The sequence below is a fragment of the Erythrobacter sp. SG61-1L genome (genome assembly GCF_001305965.1).
In the GTDB taxonomy this organism is placed as follows: Bacteria; Pseudomonadota; Alphaproteobacteria; order Sphingomonadales; family Sphingomonadaceae; genus Andeanibacterium.
In genome coordinates, this window is sequence record NZ_JXQC01000003.1 from 194,886 (window position 1) to 210,931 (window position 16,046).

The 16,046-nt window shown below is 62.7% G+C and carries 13 protein-coding genes; 9 read left to right on the forward strand and 4 right to left on the reverse strand.

The window, feature by feature from the left end; translation table 11 throughout:
- Positions 1-45 precede the first annotated feature (45 nt).
- Together rfbG and rfbF are read right to left on the reverse strand one after the other, a co-directional pair.
- The gene (rfbG, locus tag SZ64_RS01275) at positions 46-1,161 is read right to left on the reverse strand and encodes a CDP-glucose 4,6-dehydratase (RefSeq protein WP_082384381.1); all 1,116 of its coding nucleotides are present in this window, start codon (positions 1,159-1,161) and stop codon (positions 46-48) included.
- Entirely contained in the window at positions 1,125-1,898 is a 774-nt protein-coding gene (rfbF, locus tag SZ64_RS01280; protein ID WP_054529173.1) for a glucose-1-phosphate cytidylyltransferase, read from the reverse strand. Before rfbF ends, rfbG begins: the two co-directional genes overlap by 37 nt.
- 29 nt (positions 1,899-1,927) lie before the next feature.
- Here rfbF and SZ64_RS01285 point away from each other — a divergent pair, with 29 nt between their 5' ends.
- The 9 genes from SZ64_RS01285 (at position 1,928) to SZ64_RS01325 (ending at position 12,081) form a co-directional block, all read left to right on the forward strand.
- Positions 1,928-3,604: a glycosyltransferase family 39 protein gene (locus tag SZ64_RS01285; protein ID WP_162225056.1), complete on the forward strand. Its 1,677-nt coding sequence runs from the start codon at positions 1,928-1,930 to the stop codon at positions 3,602-3,604.
- A gap of 218 nt (positions 3,605-3,822) precedes the next feature.
- Complete coding sequence (locus SZ64_RS01290; protein WP_054529175.1) at positions 3,823-5,025, forward strand: aromatic ring-hydroxylating dioxygenase subunit alpha; 1,203 nt, start codon at positions 3,823-3,825, stop codon at positions 5,023-5,025.
- A 273-nt stretch (positions 5,026-5,298) separates the two neighbouring features.
- Positions 5,299-5,784, forward strand: coding sequence for a VOC family protein (locus SZ64_RS01295; RefSeq protein ID WP_054529176.1), 486 nt, complete (start codon positions 5,299-5,301; stop codon positions 5,782-5,784).
- Positions 5,785-5,984: 200 nt separating this feature from the next.
- Positions 5,985-6,767: a 4,5-DOPA dioxygenase extradiol gene (ygiD, locus tag SZ64_RS01300; RefSeq protein ID WP_054529177.1), complete on the forward strand. Its 783-nt coding sequence runs from the start codon at positions 5,985-5,987 to the stop codon at positions 6,765-6,767.
- Positions 6,768-6,816: 49 nt separating this feature from the next.
- Positions 6,817-7,908, forward strand: coding sequence for an acetamidase/formamidase family protein (locus SZ64_RS01305; RefSeq protein ID WP_054529178.1), 1,092 nt, complete (start codon positions 6,817-6,819; stop codon positions 7,906-7,908).
- A gap of 31 nt (positions 7,909-7,939) precedes the next feature.
- The gene (locus tag SZ64_RS01310; protein WP_162225057.1) at positions 7,940-8,911 is read left to right on the forward strand and encodes a helix-turn-helix transcriptional regulator; all 972 of its coding nucleotides are present in this window, start codon (positions 7,940-7,942) and stop codon (positions 8,909-8,911) included.
- Positions 8,912-8,973: 62 nt separating this feature from the next.
- Entirely contained in the window at positions 8,974-9,975 is a 1,002-nt protein-coding gene (locus tag SZ64_RS01315) for a bile acid:sodium symporter family protein (RefSeq protein ID WP_156313403.1), read from the forward strand.
- A 19-nt stretch (positions 9,976-9,994) separates the two neighbouring features.
- Positions 9,995-10,777 (forward strand): TauD/TfdA family dioxygenase, encoded by a 783-nt coding sequence (locus SZ64_RS01320; RefSeq protein ID WP_347230247.1) that lies wholly within the window; start codon positions 9,995-9,997, stop codon positions 10,775-10,777.
- A complete protein-coding gene (locus SZ64_RS01325) occupies positions 10,777-12,081 on the forward strand; it encodes a serine hydrolase domain-containing protein (RefSeq protein WP_054529182.1) in 1,305 nt (434 codons plus the stop codon). The genes SZ64_RS01320 and SZ64_RS01325 overlap by 1 nt, the downstream gene beginning before the upstream one ends.
- Positions 12,082-12,196: 115 nt before the next feature.
- On the opposite strand, the gene SZ64_RS01330 is transcribed toward SZ64_RS01325, so the two are convergent.
- Both SZ64_RS01330 and SZ64_RS01335 read right to left on the reverse strand, forming a co-directional pair.
- Positions 12,197-14,527, reverse strand: a complete 2,331-nt coding sequence (locus SZ64_RS01330; protein WP_054529183.1) for an acetamidase/formamidase family protein — start codon at positions 14,525-14,527, stop codon at positions 12,197-12,199.
- 188 nt (positions 14,528-14,715) lie between these two features.
- Complete coding sequence (locus tag SZ64_RS01335; protein WP_054529184.1) at positions 14,716-15,951, reverse strand: MFS transporter; 1,236 nt, start codon at positions 15,949-15,951, stop codon at positions 14,716-14,718.
- Positions 15,952-16,046: the final 95 nt, after the last annotated feature.

Below are 16,046 nucleotides of genomic sequence, written 5' to 3' on the forward strand. Positions count from 1 at the left end.
CCTGAGCCTGTCGAAGGACGAGCGGTGGTTGGAGGTATTCCCCCCTCAAGCCGCCGCCGAAAGTCCCGCCCGGTCGCCGCACAGCCGGGCATAGGCAGCGATTTGCCCCAGCGTTACTGCCCGCGCATCCGCTCCTTCGCCCACGGCCTTGTGCCATTCCACGATCCAGTCCAGCGCGCTTTCGAGCGGCAGAGCCGGTTTCCAGCCGAGCATTCCATGCGCCCTGGAGCAATCGAGGCGCAACAGGCCCGCTTCGTGGGGATGGGCGCCGGACTGGCGCTCTGCCGGGATCGTGCCGCCCCAGCGCGCCTGCATCCGGTTCACGATCCATTGCACGGGCTGGGCATCCTCATGCGCGGGGCCGAAGTTCCAGCCATCGGCGAAGGCGCGCTCTCCCGCCAGCAGGCGCTCGGCCAGCATGAGATAGCCGCGCAGGGCCTCCAGCACGTGCTGCCATGGGCGCACCGAATGGGGGGAGCGGATCAGTGGCGCAGCGCCAGCCTCGAAGGCGCGGACAAGGTCGGGGATCAGCCGGTCCGCCGCCCAGTCCCCGCCGCCGATCACATTGCCTGCCCGGCCCGAGGCGAGCAGTGGGCCTTCGCCGGAGAAGAAGGATCGCCGCCAGGCCGAAACCACCAGTTCCGCGCAGCCCTTGCTGCTGGAATAGGGATCGTGTCCGCCCATCGGATCGTTTTCGCGATAGGGCCAGGGCCATTCGCGGTTTTCGTAGCATTTATCGCTGGTGATGGAGACCACTGCCTTCACCCCCGGCACGGCGCGGGCAGCTTCCAGCAGGTTCACCGTGCCCATCACATTGGTGGCGTAAGTGCCCGCAGGGTCTTCATAGGAAAGCCGCACCAGCGGCTGGGCGGCGAGGTGGAAGATCACTTCCGGCCGGGCCTTCTCCACGGCAGAGGCCAGATGCGCGGCATCGCGCACGTCGCCTGCGATATGGTGCAGGGTTTCGGCAACGCCGGCGGCATCGAACAGGCTCGGCTCGGTCGGGGCAGGCAGGGAATAGCCCGTTACCCGCGCGCCCATGGCGTGCAGCCACAGGGCCAGCCAGCTGCCCTTGAAGCCGGTATGGCCGGTAAGGAAAACCCGGCGGCCTGCCCAGATCGGGTTCACCAGCGTTTCCACGGCGCGGCCCCGCTGTTCCACAGATCTTCCAGATAGAGCTTGTCGCGCAGCGTATCCATGGGCTGCCAGAAGCCGTCATGGCGATAGCCCATCAGCTCGCCGCTGCTGGCCAGCCTTTCCAGCGGTTCGGATTCCCACGGCACATGCGGCCCTTCCACAAGGTCCAGCACGGAAGGATGGGCCACGAAGAAGCCGCCATTGATCCGTCCGCCATCGCCATCGGGCTTTTCCTGAAAGCCGGTGACGCGCTGCCTGTCGAACGCCAGCGCGCCGAAGCGGCCGGGCGGGGAGACGGAAGTGATGGTGGCCCGCTCGCCATGGCTCTTGTGGAATTCCACCAGCGCGGCGATGTCGATATCGGCCACGCCATCGCCATATGTGAAGCAGAACGGCTCATCCGGGTCGAGATAGGGGCGCACGGCGGCAAGGCGGCCGCCGGTCATCGTATCGGCGCCGGTCTCCACCAGAGTGATGCGCCACGGCTCGCTGCGGGCATTGTGGATTTCCATCCCGTTGCCGTTGCGCAGGTCGATCGTCACGTCGGAGGTCTGGAGGAAGTAGTTCGCGAAGAACTCCTTGATGACATAGCCCTTGTAGCCAAGGCAGATCACGAAATCGTTGAAGCCGCTGGCGGAATAGATTTTCATGATGTGCCACAGGATGGGCATCCCGCCGATTTCCACCATCGGCTTGGGGCGCGTGGCGGTTTCCTCGCCGATGCGGGTGCCAAGACCGCCGGCCAGAATTACGGTTTGCATCGATCCTCCACGTCATGTCGTTCGAGACTATGACGAAGCCATCCGCGCCCAACCGTAACCGCCTTTTGGGCCTGTTGCTCCGCTACGGACCTGTCGCCGCCGTTCTGGCGCTGGCCACATGGCTGCGCCTGGACGGGGTGGGCTTCGGCCTGCCCGCACTGAACGATCCGGACGAGCCGCTGTTCATGATGCTGGCCTATTCCATGCTGGATCGCGGATCGTTCGACCCGCAATGGTTCGGCCATCCGGGCACGATCACGCTCTACAGCCTGGCACTGGTGATGGTGGGGGTGGCCGGTTTCGGCCTGATGAGCGGGCGCTTTGCCAGCATCGCGGATTTCGGCGCGGCAGTGCATCTCGATCCCGGTATCGTCTTCCTGCCTGCCCGGCTGTTCATCGTCGCCAATGGGGTGGCCTGCGTCTGGCTGGTCTATCTGATCGGCAAAAGGTTGTGGGGGGAACGGGCCGGGCTGGCGGCGGCCCTGGTGCTGGCGGTGAATGCCGTTCACATCTCCTGGTCGCAGGTGATCCGCACCGATGTGCAGGCCAGCCTCTTCATGCTGGCCTGCGTGCTGCAATCCATCGCCATCATGCGGGACGGGCGGCTGAGGCATTATGTGCTGGCGGGCATCTTAGCCGGGCTGGCCTGCGCCACCAAATGGCCGGCGGCAGTCATCGCGCTCAGCCCGCTGGGCGCCGCGCTCTGGCGAGTGGTGAAGCTGGGGGATGACCGGCGGCTGGTGCTGGTGGTGGCAGGGGTGCCGGTGCTGACCCTGTTTGCCGTCTCGCCTTACCTCCTGCTCAGCTACGACATCGTGCTGCGCGATCTTTCGGGCGAGGCACGGCCAATCCATCCCGGGGCAACCGGGGGCGGAGTGCTGGACAATCTGGGCTGGTACCTCTCGACGCCCCTTGGCACCTCCTTTGGCGCCATAGGCCTCTTTCTGGCCGCCTTGGGTGCCTTTGTGGTCCTGTTGCGCGACAGGGGGTGGTTATGGGCTGTAATGCCCGGATTTGCGGCGTTTCTGCTGGTGATTTCCACTCAACATCTGATCTGGGAACGCTGGCTGGTGCCGGTGTTGCCTTTCCTGGCGCTGGGGCTGGGCTGGGTGGCCGGTCCGGCAGTGGATATGCTGGTTCGGGAACGCAGGAAACTGGCGGAATTCCTCGCCTTCGGGGCACTCGCCGCCCTGTGCCTGCCGATGCTGCAAGCCAGCCTTGCCCGCGCGGAAGAACGCCGCCACGATACGCGCCAGATGGCCAGCAATTGGGTGAAAACCCATGTCCCGCCCGGTTCCACCATTCTTGTCGAACATGCCGCCATCGACCTGATTCAGGGGCCGTGGAAAGTGATCTTTCCGCTGGGCAAATCGGGCTGCGTCGATGCCGGCGCCATGCTGAAAGGGCAGATTTCCGCCGATCAGGTGGAGGATTCCCGGCAGGGCAGCCCGGTGGTCGATTTCGCCCATGTGGACCCTGCACGGCTTGGCACCTGCAAGGCCGATGTAGCGATCTTTTCGCATCTTGGCGTCTATCGGGCGGACCGGGCGCGCTTCCCGGCGGAATATGCCCGCTATGCCGGGGCAGTGGGGCAGGGCAGAATATGCCATGAAATCAGCTCGATGGTGGGGAAATCCGGCGGGCCGGAAATCGTGATCGTCGGCTTTCCCACGGCGCGAAACGCTGGCCTTTCCTGCCCGGCCTGAGGCCGAAAACTTGCCTGCCCGCGCACATGATGGGTGTTGCTGACGGACAAGAAATTGCTCGCGCAATGCAAAGCCGCATGTGCCTTCCCCACGTATGCTGCAACGCAGAAAGTCGGATTCGTACCGGATTTCCGGGTTTCGGGTGCTGCACATGCGAGCTCTTGCGCGACTCGTATTGTGCGTTGCACAATAGGCATGCACAGGATCGAGGTCACACAATGACACTTCTAACCGACCAGTTCTTCGACAGTTTCGCCACCTCCGTGATGCCCACGGAAGATGCGGAAACCCTGCCTCCGGAAATCTATACCAGCGAGGAGTTCTACCGCTTCGAAAAGGAAGCGCTGTTCTACCGCGAATGGCTTTGCGTCGGCCGCGAGGAATGGATCCCCGCTTCGGGCGACTATTTCACCGCCAGCCACGCGAACGAGCCGATCATCATCGCCCGTGACCGCGAAGGCAACATTCAGGCCATGTCGGCCGTGTGCCAGCACCGCGCGATGCTGGTGGCGGAAGGCAAGGGCAATGCCCGCGCTTTCATCTGCCCCTATCACCACTGGACCTATGACCTTGACGGCAAGCTGGTCGGCGCTCCGGCGATGAACAAGACCTGCAATTTCGACAAGGCGAAGAACAATTTGCCCAAGCTCAAGGTCGAGCTGTGGCACGGCTTCGTGTTCGTCAATTTCGATCCGGACGCCGAAGCCCTCGTCTCGCGCCTTGCTCCGCTGGAGCCGGTGGTCGCCAATTACGAGCTGGAAAAGCTGCGCGGGCCGGAACCGATCGTCGAGAACTTCGCTTGGAACTGGAAGGTCCAGTTCGAAAACAACAATGACGGTTATCACGCCAGCCGCCTGCATCAGGGCCTGCACGATTACATTCCCAGTGCCAAAGCGAGCTTCCCGGAAGTGCCCAAGGGCACCGCAGGCTATTACCGCCTCAACGGCACTCTGCATAAGAACGCCGCCTTCAACCCCACGGAAAAGGCGCTGTTCCCCGTCTTCCCGAAGCTGAGCGAGGAAGAGCAGAACCGCCTGCTGTTCGTGAACCTGCCGCCCAGCCTTTCGCTGGTGATCACCAATGACGTGGCGATCTACATCATCATGGATGCCGTTTCGGCAACCACTCACAAGGTGACTTTCGGCAGCCTCTATATGCCCGAAGCGATGGAAGATCCGCTGTTCGAAACCAAGGCGAAGGTGACGAGCGACTACACCAATTCGATCTTCGCGCAGGATCTGCACACCGATCTTCTGGTGCAGCAGGGCCTGGGTTCCAAGTTCGCACCGCGTGGCCGCTACAGCTGGCAGGAAGATGCCCAGCGCCAGTTCAACGTCTGGCTGGTCGATCGTTACATGGCCGAATGGGATCGCCGTCGCGGCCCGGCAGCTCCGATCACGAAGCTGCACGCAACGTCCTGATCCAGAGTTTGCGCCGGCCGCACGGTGCGCAGCCCCCTGCGCCCCGTTGCGGCCGGCGTTCCGATTCCGGCCCGGCGGTAAATCCGGTGCAAGGGGCCATTCTGCCGGCCCGCCACAAGGCAGATACAGCGCCACATGCGACGGACCGAGTGACGTTCCGTTTTGCGGGCAGTGAAAATCAAGAATTTGTTCGCCAGCGCGCCAGCCGGGCAACCGCCACTCCTGATAGCGGAAAACTCACGAGCTTTCCCAATCTGCATATCAGGGGTTCCGATGACCAATACGCTGATCTTCTTCGACATTCCGGCCGACGATCCGAACGCTGCCGGTGAGTTCTACGCCCAGGTCTTCGGCTGGGAAAACGATGCCCGCCCGATGGGCAAGTATCACCGCATGGTGCCCGGCGGCTTCTTCAAGAAGAAGGACGGGACCGACAGCGAAATCGGCAATCTCCACATGGGCATCGCCAATGTCGCCAATATGCGCCCGCATCCCGAACCCTATGGCGTGGAGCCGCGCTTCATCGCCACCGAAGGACGCAAGCCGCGCTTCTGGGTGCTGGTGAGCGACGACGATTCTCACGAGCGTATTCTCGAAACTGCCGAGAAGCTGGGCGCCAAGATTCTTTGGCGCAACCACTATTGGGCCGAGTTCAACGGCTTCAACCACGCCTTCGCCGATCCCTGGGGCAATGAAGTGGTCCTGTGGGTGAAGGCTGGTGAAAACCCCGTGATTCCTGAGGATTACACCCGCGAATAATCGTCTGACGCGGGGCGCCGGAAGCCGGCTCGCCAACATCTTGTGCGTGAATATGCAAGACCGTTTCGCCCCCCGTTCCATAGCCTTTGATCAACAAGACTAAACACAGGGCCGCTCTTCCAGATGCGCGAAGCCAAGACAGAAATTCAAAGTTTGCCGTCCACCTGCGGCACTCTTCAAGCGACCGGGAGGCAACTCCCATGAGCCGCCTTCCGGTCGTCTTTTTCGGTCACGGCAGCCCGATGGTCGCGCTCGAAAAGAGCGATACCACGGCCGCCTGGAATGCGATTGCCGGCAAGATCGGCAAGCCCAAGGCCATCCTGTGCATCTCGGCGCACTGGCTCACTCGCGGCACGGCCGTCACGGCGATGGATCAGCCGCGCACGATCCATGATTTCGGTGCCTTCCCGCAGGCGCTGTTCGACATGCAATATCCCGCGCCGGGCGATCCGGAACTGGCGATGCGCGTGCGCGAGCTGCTCGATCCGGTGCCGGTGGCGCTGGATGCCAAGTGGGGCCTCGATCACGGGACCTGGTCCGTGCTCGTCCATGCCTATCCGGAAGCGGACATTCCCGTTGTCCAGCTGGGCATGAACGTATCGGCCACACCTGCCCAGCACTGGGAAATCGGCAAGGCCCTGCGGCCCCTGCGCGATGAAGGCGTGCTGATCATGGGCACGGGCAATATCGTGCACAATCTTCCGGCGATGGATTGGGATAATCCCGATGCGCCGCCCTATCCTTGGGCCGAACGCTTCAACACCGCGATGCTCGATGCAATCGTGGAAGACCGGCCTGAAACGGTGATCGACTTCGCGAAGCTGGGCGACGATGCCCGCCTTTCGGTGCCGACGCCGGACCATTTCTGGCCACTGCTCTACGTTCTGGGCGCGCGCCATCCGGGTGAGGCGGCAGTGCTGAATCCGGATTTCATCCATCACAAATCTCTCGGGATGACCAGCATCCTGATCGGTGCCGCCTGATGCCCCCGGCAACAGGACGGTTTGTTCCAATGACCCACAGGGGAAAGACATGGCGTTGATCTGCGATCACGGTTTGCGGCGGAGCGAAGTGCAGCCCAAGGCGCTGCACTATCTGAGGGCTACGCCCGAAACGGTACACTGGGGCTTCTTCTCGCCCGAGTTGAAGCCGGCTCTGACCGTCCAGAGCGGCGATCTGATCATGGCTCAGGCAGTGACGCATCACGCGGGCGACGATCCGGAACTGATGTTCGACGAGGACATCCAGCGCATCTTCACGGAGATCGATCCGAGCACCCGTTCGCCCGGCTGCCACATCATGACCGGCCCGATCTATGTGGAAGGCGCTGAACCCGGCGACATGCTGGAAGTGCGCTATTTCCAGATGACGCCGCGCTTCAATTACGGCTCCAACCTGCAGGCCAACTGGGGCCACCTTTACAAGGAATTCGGCGAGACCGAGCGGGTTACGATCTATGAGCTGAACCCGAACGCCAATACGGCCAAGGCGCTTTACGCCTATGACGTGGAGGAAACCTACCTCGTCCCCGGCCGCATCACCCACTGCGCCGCGTGTGATCGCCAGCCCGCGCTGGAAGGCATCACCATCCCGGCCCGTCCGCACCTCGGCACTGCCGGTGTTGCACCGGCCGTGAACGAGCCGGTCAGCACCATTCCGCCGGGCCTGCATGGCGGCAATATCGACAACTGGCGCATTGGTGCCAATTCGCGGATGTATTACCCGGTTCAGGTCAAGGGCGGCCTGTTCTCCATCGGCGATCCGCATGTCAGCCAGGGCGACGGCGAAATCAGCGGCACCGCGATCGAGGCCTCGCTCAACGTGCTGTTCCAGATCATCCTGCGCAAGGACTTCAAGTTCCCGTCGCCGCTGCTCGAAACTCCCGATCACTGGATCGTCCATGGTTTCGGCGAAGATCTCGACATGGCGATGAAGAACGCCTCGATGGACATGCTCCACCTGCTCAACGAGCATCAGGGCCTGTCCAAGACCGATGCCTATTCGCTGATGAGCGTGGCGGCCGACTTCGGCGTCACTCAGGTCGTCGACGGTACGCAGGGCATTCACGTGCGGATCGATCGCGGGATCTTCCCGGACAAGGGAAGCGTCAGCGATCCCGAATGAAAGGGGCCGAATGAAAGGGGACGTGAAGGCCTTGGCTGACCGGCAAGCAGCCTGGTCCTTCGATGCGGCAAGCCTGCCGCATGGCGAGCGCGCCGCCGCATGGGCCGATGCCATGCGGCGGCTGCACTTGCCTTTTGCCGGCCCCGCTCCCGAAGCGGAAGCGGTGGGGCGGGTTCTTGCTGCCACTTCCCCCATGGGTTTCGAATTTGCGGTGGTTTCCGGCGGGGCGCAGTCCATTGCCGGGCGGACGCCCGGCGCGGAACGGGGCCTGTGGATGGGCCTGCTGATCGACGGCAAGGCCCGGCTCAGCACGGATGACATGCCGGTTGACCTGACCCCTTCAGTCTTGATCTATGGCGCCACCGGCGTGGATGCCTCGTTGCAGTTCGATGGGCCGTTTCGGCAGCTTTTCGTGCGTATTCCCAGCGTTGCCATCGACGCGCGCCTGCTGGCGCCGCTGGCGGCACGGGTATCGCTAGTCGAGCCGAGAAGCATGTCGGGCCATGCGCTGCTGGCGCTACTCCATTCCTTGGCGGCGTCGCTTGCAGAAGGCCGACCGGGTGAACTGGGGCCTATCGAAAGCGCGCTGATCGAACTTCTCGTTCCCGTCATCGCGGTTTCCGGTGGTTTTGCGGGCAAGGGCGGGGCGATGGGGCAGCGGGCGCGCCAATATGAGCGCATTTGCCGCGCGCTCGAAAGCCAGCTTGGCGATCCCGATCTGACAGTGCAGGCGATTGCCGCGGCCGAAGGCGTTTCCGTGCGCTACCTCCAGCAGCTTTTCGCCCGCTTCGGTCAGACAGTGACAGGATACCTAAAATCCCGCCGGTTGGAACGCGCACGGGCAGAGCTTGCCAGCCCTCTCCATGCGCAGCTCAGCATCTCGGAAATCTGTTTTCGCTGGGGTTTCAATCAGTCCGCACATTTCAGCCGGGCCTATCGGGAACGTTTCGACGAAGCACCGCGCGACACGCGCAACCGGGCAAGGCGTAGCGGCACCGCCTGACAAACGAGCCTGCGCAGGGCGACAAGACTTACTGGTGCGATCTCGCCCAGACATTGCGCATCATGCTTTCCCGATTTCGTCCTGACGGATTTCTCCTGCTGTTGCTGGCTGTGCAGGCATTCGCCACCTTTCTGCCCGCCCGCGGCGACGGTGCGGTGTGGCTGGATCATCTGACCGATGTGGCGATCACGCTGCTGTTCTTCCTCCACGGGGCCAAACTGTCCCGTCAGGCGATCCTGGCGGGGATCGGCGCGTGGAAGCTGCACCTGATGGTGCTGGCCACCACCTTCGTCCTGTTCCCCCTGCTGGGGCTGGCGATGGTGACGGGGCTGGGCAGCTGGATCGATCCGGCCGTGGCGAGCGGTTTCCTGTTCTTGTGCATCGTTCCCTCAACCGTGCAGTCGTCGATAGCGATGACGGCGATTGCGCGGGGGAACGTTCCGGCGGCGGTCTGCAGTGCGTCCCTCTCAAACGTGCTCGGTATCGTGCTGACCCCGCTGCTGGCCACCCTCCTGGTCAGCAGCGGGCAAGCCGGGCAGGAATTCTTCCTGTCCGCGCTGATGAAGGTGGGAACGACGCTACTGCTACCCTTCATTGTCGGCCATCTGTCGCGCCCGCTGATCGGCGGTTTCATCGACAAGCACCGCAAGCTGGTAATGCGCACGGATCGCGGGGTGATCCTGCTGGTGGTCTATGGCGCGTTCAGCGCGGCGGTTGTCGAAGGGTTGTGGACCCGTTTTTCGGCCATGGACCTTGCGACCATCCTTGCACTGGACGCGGTGCTGCTGGCTGCGGTGCTGCTCGTTACGCGGCAGGCGTCCCGCCTTGCCGGCTTCTCTCACGAAGATGAGGCCGTGATGGTTTTCTGTGGCTCGAAGAAGAGCCTTGCCAGCGGCGTGCCCATGGCAGGCGCGCTGTTTCCGCCGGCGCAGGTCGGCCTGGTTGTTTTGCCATTGATGCTTTTTCACCAGCTCCAGCTGATCGTCTGCGCCGCCCTGGCGCAGGCCTATGCCCGTCGGAGCGAAGCCCAATCCAAGAGCGAGGAACTTGTCCATGCCGTATGACGTGCTCGAAGTCCGCCCGATGACCAAACCGATCGGTGCCGTGGTATCCGGGGTCGCTCTGAACGAGCCACTCAGCAACAAGGTGGTGGATGAACTCCACTCGGCCCTGATGGAACATCAGGTGCTGTTCTTCCGCAATCAGCCAATGGACCACGAAAGCCACGAGCGGCTTGGCCGCTATTTCGGCGAACTGGCCGGGCATAGCGGCGTGGGCGGTATCGAAGGCCATCCCAATGTTGTGAAAATCCACGCCGATGCCGATAGCAAGTTCGTCGCCGGGGAAGACTGGCACATGGACCTTTCGGAAGATCCGGAACCGCCCATGGGCAGCATCCTCTACCTCCACACGGTTCCGCCTGTCGGCGGCGATACGCTGTTTGCCAGCATGTATGCGGCCTATGACGCGCTGTCGCCCGCGATGAAGGCCTTCATCGATCCGCTGACGGCGGTGCACGATTCCAACCATATCTATCGGGAGCTTTTCCCGGATGTGGACAAGAAATATCCCACCAACACCCATCCGCTGGTGCGCACCCATCCGGTAACGAAGCGCAAGTGCCTGTTCTTCAGCAAGTCCAAGATCATTCGCATCAACGGGTTGACCAAGCCGGAAGGCGAGGCGCTGCGCGATTTCCTGGCGCATCATTGCGAGAACCCGAACTTTCAGGTGCGCTTCCGCTGGGAACCGCATTCGATCGCTTTCTGGGATAATCGCTGCACCCAGCATTTCGCCACCTGGGACTATTTCCCTGAAACCCGTTCGGGCTACCGCGTCTCGGTTGCAGGCGATAAGCCGTACTGATGGCAAAGTTCGGCATGGCTCGTGTTTCGGCGCTGACGGCCCTGGGGCTTGCTCTGGGGGCGTTTGTGCCTGCTGCGCCGGCATATGCCGAAACGGCTGCCGTTGCGCCTCTCAGCGCCGTTACGGAGCTGCATGACGGGCTGGCGGCGATGATCGCGGACGGCACATTGCCCAATGCGCAGGTCGTGATCGCGCGGGGCGGCAAGGATATCGTCCGTTTCCACATGGGTGACCTTGACCGGGAAAGTGCCACGCCGTTGCCGGAAGATGCGATCTTCCGCCTCTATTCCATGACCAAGCCGATCACGACCGTGGCGGCCATGATGCTGGTGGAAGAGGGGCGGATTTCGCTCGACGCGCCCATTGCTCGCTACATACCCGAATTTGCGGACATGCGGGTGTATGAAAGCGGCGATCTGGACCACATGGTCACCGTGCCCGCCACCCGGCAGATCACCGTCCGTGATCTGATGACCCACAGCAGCGGGCTGACCTATAATTTCACCGGCAATACGCCGGTCCAGCAATATTACCGCAAGCATGGCGTGATGCGCGGCGGCGGCGTTGGCCGCCAGCCCGGCGATGCGGCCCCAGCGGCATCGATGGACGAGCTGATCGCGCGCCTCGCGGCCGCACCGCTGCTCCACCAGCCGGGGGAGCGGTTCTCCTACAGCAATTCCACGGGTGTGCTGGGCGTAGTGGTGGAGCGGGCCTCCGGCATGCCGCTTGATCGGTTCTTCAAGGAACGGATTTTCGATCCGCTGGAAATGCACGATGCCACCTTCGTGGTGAGCGATGCGCAGCTTCCTCGTTTCGTTACCAATTACACTGCCAGCAAGGGCGGCATGACGGCGGTCGAAACGGCTGAGGCGTCAGAATATCGCGACCCCCAGCGCATGTTCGACGGGGGCGGGGCGCTGGCCGCGACGATGGAGGATTACCTCCACTTCGCCCAGATGCTGGCCAATCGCGGCGAATGGCATGGCCGCCGCCTGATCAAGGCGGAAAGCGTCGATGCGATGTTGACGCCGTTGCTGCAAACCGGCGGGCAGGCCCATGAAAATGTGATGTTCGGCCTCGGGCTGGGCATTGGCGATGCAGCGAGCGAAGCCATCGGCGGCATGCCTGCCGGGGCAGGTGGCTGGTCCGGCTCGGGCAATACATATTTCTTCGCTGACCCGCGCCGCAATCTGGTGGCCATTCTGATGACCAACGAATTGATCGGCGGCGAGTTTACCGAACGGACGGTGCGGATACGCACTTTGCTGGACCGTGCTGCGGTTGAAGTTGGTTCGGGGCAGTGAGGGTCAATTCGTCATTGCGAGGAGTGTAACGACGAAGCAATCCAAGGCGGAACGCACTGGACGCTGGATTGCTTCGCTACGCTCGCAATGACGGAATTGGGTTCACCTTGCTCAATCAGGCCGTGAACAAACCCTTGCGGATGATCGCGTGGACGCCCCAATTGCCGTTGGCGACCTGGGAAATCCCGAAATCGACCGCAACCGAGATCAGCGAGATCGCCTCGTCTTCCGAGAGGTTCTTGGTCGTCATCAGGAAGCGGCGGGTCTTGCGGAAGGCATCGCGCATCGCGCTGTCGATCGAGGCGCGCTTGTAGACTTCGCTCTGTGCGTCCTCGCCCAGTTCCTTCAGGTAATCCGGGTGGCTGAAGCCCATGATGACCCATTCGCTCTCGGTCTCGATCATCGGGTAATCGAGATCGCGCATCATGCCCGAAAGTTCGCCCTTCGGATGGCGGATCACCTGGATCAGCGCCGTCATCGAACATTCAATGGCCGTGCCGCACAATTCGGAATCGCCCTGCGAGGCATGGGGATCGCCCAGCGAGAGCAGCCCGCCGGAAACCTGTATCGGCAGGAATACGCTCGATCCCGGGCCGGTACGCCAATTGTCCATATTGCCGCCGAAGGAACTGGGCGGAATGGAATCGACCGGGCCGGTATGGGCGGGCGCCACGGCAATCACGCCGAAATGTGGGCGGACCGGGATTTCGACATCGCGCAGGATGTCATAATTGCGCTCGATCGTGTCCGGATCCACTGGCACGCCGGGATAATTATACCGCTCATGCACGATGCCTGACGGATCGGTTTGCGGGGTCCAGCGGAAGGAATAGACCGCATGGGCGGTGGGAACGCGTTCCTTGCCGCTTTCCACTTCGTAGATCGTCACGACTTCGCGTGGATTGGGCTGGGTCAGCAGATCGTTATACTGGAAGCCCCAGAAGGTCGCGGCATTGCTGCCGAAAGCCTTGCCCTGAAAGCGCGGATTGCCGCTGCGCCGGGGTTCCAGGCTGAGGATGCGCACTTCGACGATGTCGCCCGGCTCCGCACCCTGAATGGCGATAGGCCCGGTGCAGATATGCACGCCGAAGCCTTCGCCCGCGCCGCGACCCACTTCGCTTGCGTCCATCGGCCCGGCGCCGCGCCGTTCCACGGCCTTGCCATGTTCGTCCCAGTGGAACACGCTTTCGGCGCCTTCATCGCCTTCCACCATGCGTTCCGGATCGTCATTGGCGTGATGGGTCAGCGTTTCCACCGTCACGAAATCGCCGGAGCGGACAGTGAGGACAGGCTTCAGCAGCGAGCTGAAATAGCCCCAATGGACCGTGTTCGGGCTGACGGGCAGGTGGTGGTGGCGCACCGTGCCATCGTCGCCGATAGGCAGCAGGCTGGTGGGGATGCCGACCGTTTCCGAAATTTCGGGGAATGCTTCGGCCTGCGCGGCCTCATCCTGCGCACTGCGCCGCGCGGGGCGGCCACGACGCAGGGTATCGTTCGCATCCCCTTCATCGGGCATGCCGGACTTGCGGTATTCGCGCGGCGAGATCCCGTATTGTTCGCGGAAGGCGCGGCTGAACGATGCGGAATCGTTGAAGCCCCACTGGAACAGGATGTCGGAGATGGATTTCTGCGTGTGCAGCGGGCTGCGCAGGTCCAGTCGGCAGCGTTCAAGCCGCCGCACTTTCACGTAATGGCCGAAACTGTCATCGATCGATTCGAACAGCTTCTGCAGGTAGCGCGGCGAAATGCCATGTTCGCTCGCCACCTGCTGATAATTCAGGTTCGGATCGGACAGGCGCATTTCGATGGTCTGGAAAATGCGTTCGAGCAGCGCCGCGCGCATGCCGGCAGCGCCGCCAAGGGCGCGGGGCGGGGCGTCGGAGAGGAGAGCCGCCAGCAGGAATTCGGGCAGGGCCAGCTCAACCGGGCGCAGGCCTTCATCCGGCGTGTCGCTGGTCGTCATATCAGCGACGGAACGCAACATGCTGGAAAGAACCCTGCCAGGGCCACCATCGGAAGAGAGGGTGCGCGGCTTGTCCGGCAAGGGCGCCTTCAATCGCTGATCCAGCGATTTGGACGGAATTTTCAGCAGCAACATCCGATGATCGCTGGTGAATTGCAGCGAGACCGGTGTCTCGCCGCGCCCGCAGATCATGTCGCCATCGTTGAAGGTGATTGTTTCCGTGCCGCTGCGCGCAAGGCAAAGCCCGTCAAGCAGCACTGCCAGCCAGAGGCTGCCCGGCTCTTCGCGGAAGTCGATCGTATATTCCTGAGCCGTCCCCACAAGGCGGACGAACTGGATGCCGACATCGCTGCTGAACTGGATGATTTCGCCGTAAAGGCTGGCCTCATCTGCGGCTTCAAGGGCAAGCGACGCGCGTTTTAGCGCAAAGCGCCATGCGTCGTAACGCTGTTCCTTGGGATAGGCATTAGTCGTGAAACGCAACGGGGCTCTCTATCAAACTTGGACCGGCCCCTCTCCCGGCGTGTCTTCTATGCACGCATAAGTGATATTTCGGAGGCCGCACGTCAACTGGCCATTCTGACCTTGTATCAGAATGGGGTCTTGTTGTGTCTTGGCGACACGCACCTGCCCCGTCCGGAAGGCGCGTGTCGCAATCTTTCTCCCGGCCCTCAGCAGGCGGGGGCAAGCACCGTTTCTGCTTCTTCGGCCTCAACCGGCTGAGTGGGGCGCTTGAACAGCAGCAGCGCCATGAAGAAGGCGGTGCCGATCAGGCCGCATGCAAGGAAGACCAGCGAAAAGCTGCCCAGCTGGTCGCGGGCAATGCCGCCCAGGGCCGGGCCGATCGCCGCCGAAGTGGAGATCAGGCTCATCGTCGAATAGAGTTCCAGATTGGGGCGCTTGCCGAACACGTCCAGCAGCAACATGGCCACGCTGACATAGCTGAAGCCGATGCCGATCCCCAGGCCAAGCGTCGCGATCCCGATTGCCGCCGGATTGTTCCCGCCCATCAGCGCGAAAACGCCGATGATGGCAGTGGCCAACGACAGCATCGAAAGCGCACGGGGCTTCATCTTTTCGCCCGCCACACCGGCCACGGCCGATGCACCGGCACTGATCAGGGCCAACGCGCTCATCACCGTGGCCGCACCGCCCATGCCAAGGCCGCTGTCGGACAGGTGCTGCACGGCGAAACCATGAACGGTGGTGCTGATCAGCAGCAGCGAAGTGTAGGCGCCCACGATCACGTAATACTGCGGCGTACGCATGGCTGCGCGCACGTTCCAGCCAACCTTTGCATCCGCGGACTTCGCCTTGCCGCCGGCATCCTTGTTGTTCCAGCGCGTCGCAGTGACAGCGGAGGTGAACATGGACAGCAGCAGGGCCGCAACCGCCGCGCCGCCCCAGAACAGGCGCCATTCATTGGTGAATTCCTGCGTGGCGAAGGCAATCAGCGGGCCTGCGACCGAGCCGAGGCCGCCCACGGTGAAGTAGAAGCCCATCGCGGTGGAGTGCTTCTTGAAAGAGTGGGAAATGACATTGACCGCCGGAACCTGCCCGCAGATCGCAAAACCGATGCCCAGCAGGATCGTGCCGAGGAAATAGACGAACGGGTTGTAAGTCAGCGCCAGGCAGGCGAAGCCGCTGAACAGCACGGTGCCGCCCGTCAGCATCGTGCGCGAAACGCCGAACTTGCGGATCAGCAGGGCGGGAATCAGGCCGGAAAGCCCACAAGCGATGCCCAGCAGGGTAAAGCCCACCCCGGCAGTCGCCCAGCTCCAGCCCAGTTCTTCCACCATATAGGGCAGAACCACGCCGAGGCCGTTGAAAGTACAGGCGTTCAGAATGAAGAAGAGCAACGCAAGCGCGCCCAGCACCAGATATTTCAACCGGCCGTCGAACGTCATGGCGGGAACACTCCTTCGCGCAGAAACTATTAGCGTAGAATGAAGTGAGGCCGGTTTTGAGTCTTGATCGCCTGCGCCCTCACGCTTTGCAGCTT

Excerpts from the sequence above, each read along its gene's own strand:
- rfbF (WP_054529173.1), bottom strand. The coding sequence starts at position 1,898 with ATGCAAACCGTAATTCTGGCCGGCGGTCTTGGCACCCGCATCGGCGAG.
- SZ64_RS01325 (WP_054529182.1), top strand. The coding sequence starts at position 10,777 with ATGGCAAAGTTCGGCATGGCTCGTGTTTCGGCGCTGACGGCCCTGGGG.
- ygiD (WP_054529177.1), top strand. The coding sequence starts at position 5,985 with ATGAGCCGCCTTCCGGTCGTCTTTTTCGGTCACGGCAGCCCGATGGTC.
- SZ64_RS01305 (WP_054529178.1), top strand. The coding sequence starts at position 6,817 with ATGGCGTTGATCTGCGATCACGGTTTGCGGCGGAGCGAAGTGCAGCCC.
- SZ64_RS01290 (WP_054529175.1), top strand. The coding sequence starts at position 3,823 with ATGACACTTCTAACCGACCAGTTCTTCGACAGTTTCGCCACCTCCGTG.
- SZ64_RS01335 (WP_054529184.1), bottom strand. The coding sequence starts at position 15,951 with ATGACGTTCGACGGCCGGTTGAAATATCTGGTGCTGGGCGCGCTTGCG.
- SZ64_RS01295 (WP_054529176.1), top strand. The coding sequence starts at position 5,299 with ATGACCAATACGCTGATCTTCTTCGACATTCCGGCCGACGATCCGAAC.
- SZ64_RS01285 (WP_162225056.1), top strand. The coding sequence starts at position 1,928 with ATGACGAAGCCATCCGCGCCCAACCGTAACCGCCTTTTGGGCCTGTTG.
- SZ64_RS01320 (WP_347230247.1), top strand. The coding sequence starts at position 9,995 with ATGACCAAACCGATCGGTGCCGTGGTATCCGGGGTCGCTCTGAACGAG.
- SZ64_RS01315 (WP_156313403.1), top strand. The coding sequence starts at position 8,974 with ATGCTTTCCCGATTTCGTCCTGACGGATTTCTCCTGCTGTTGCTGGCT.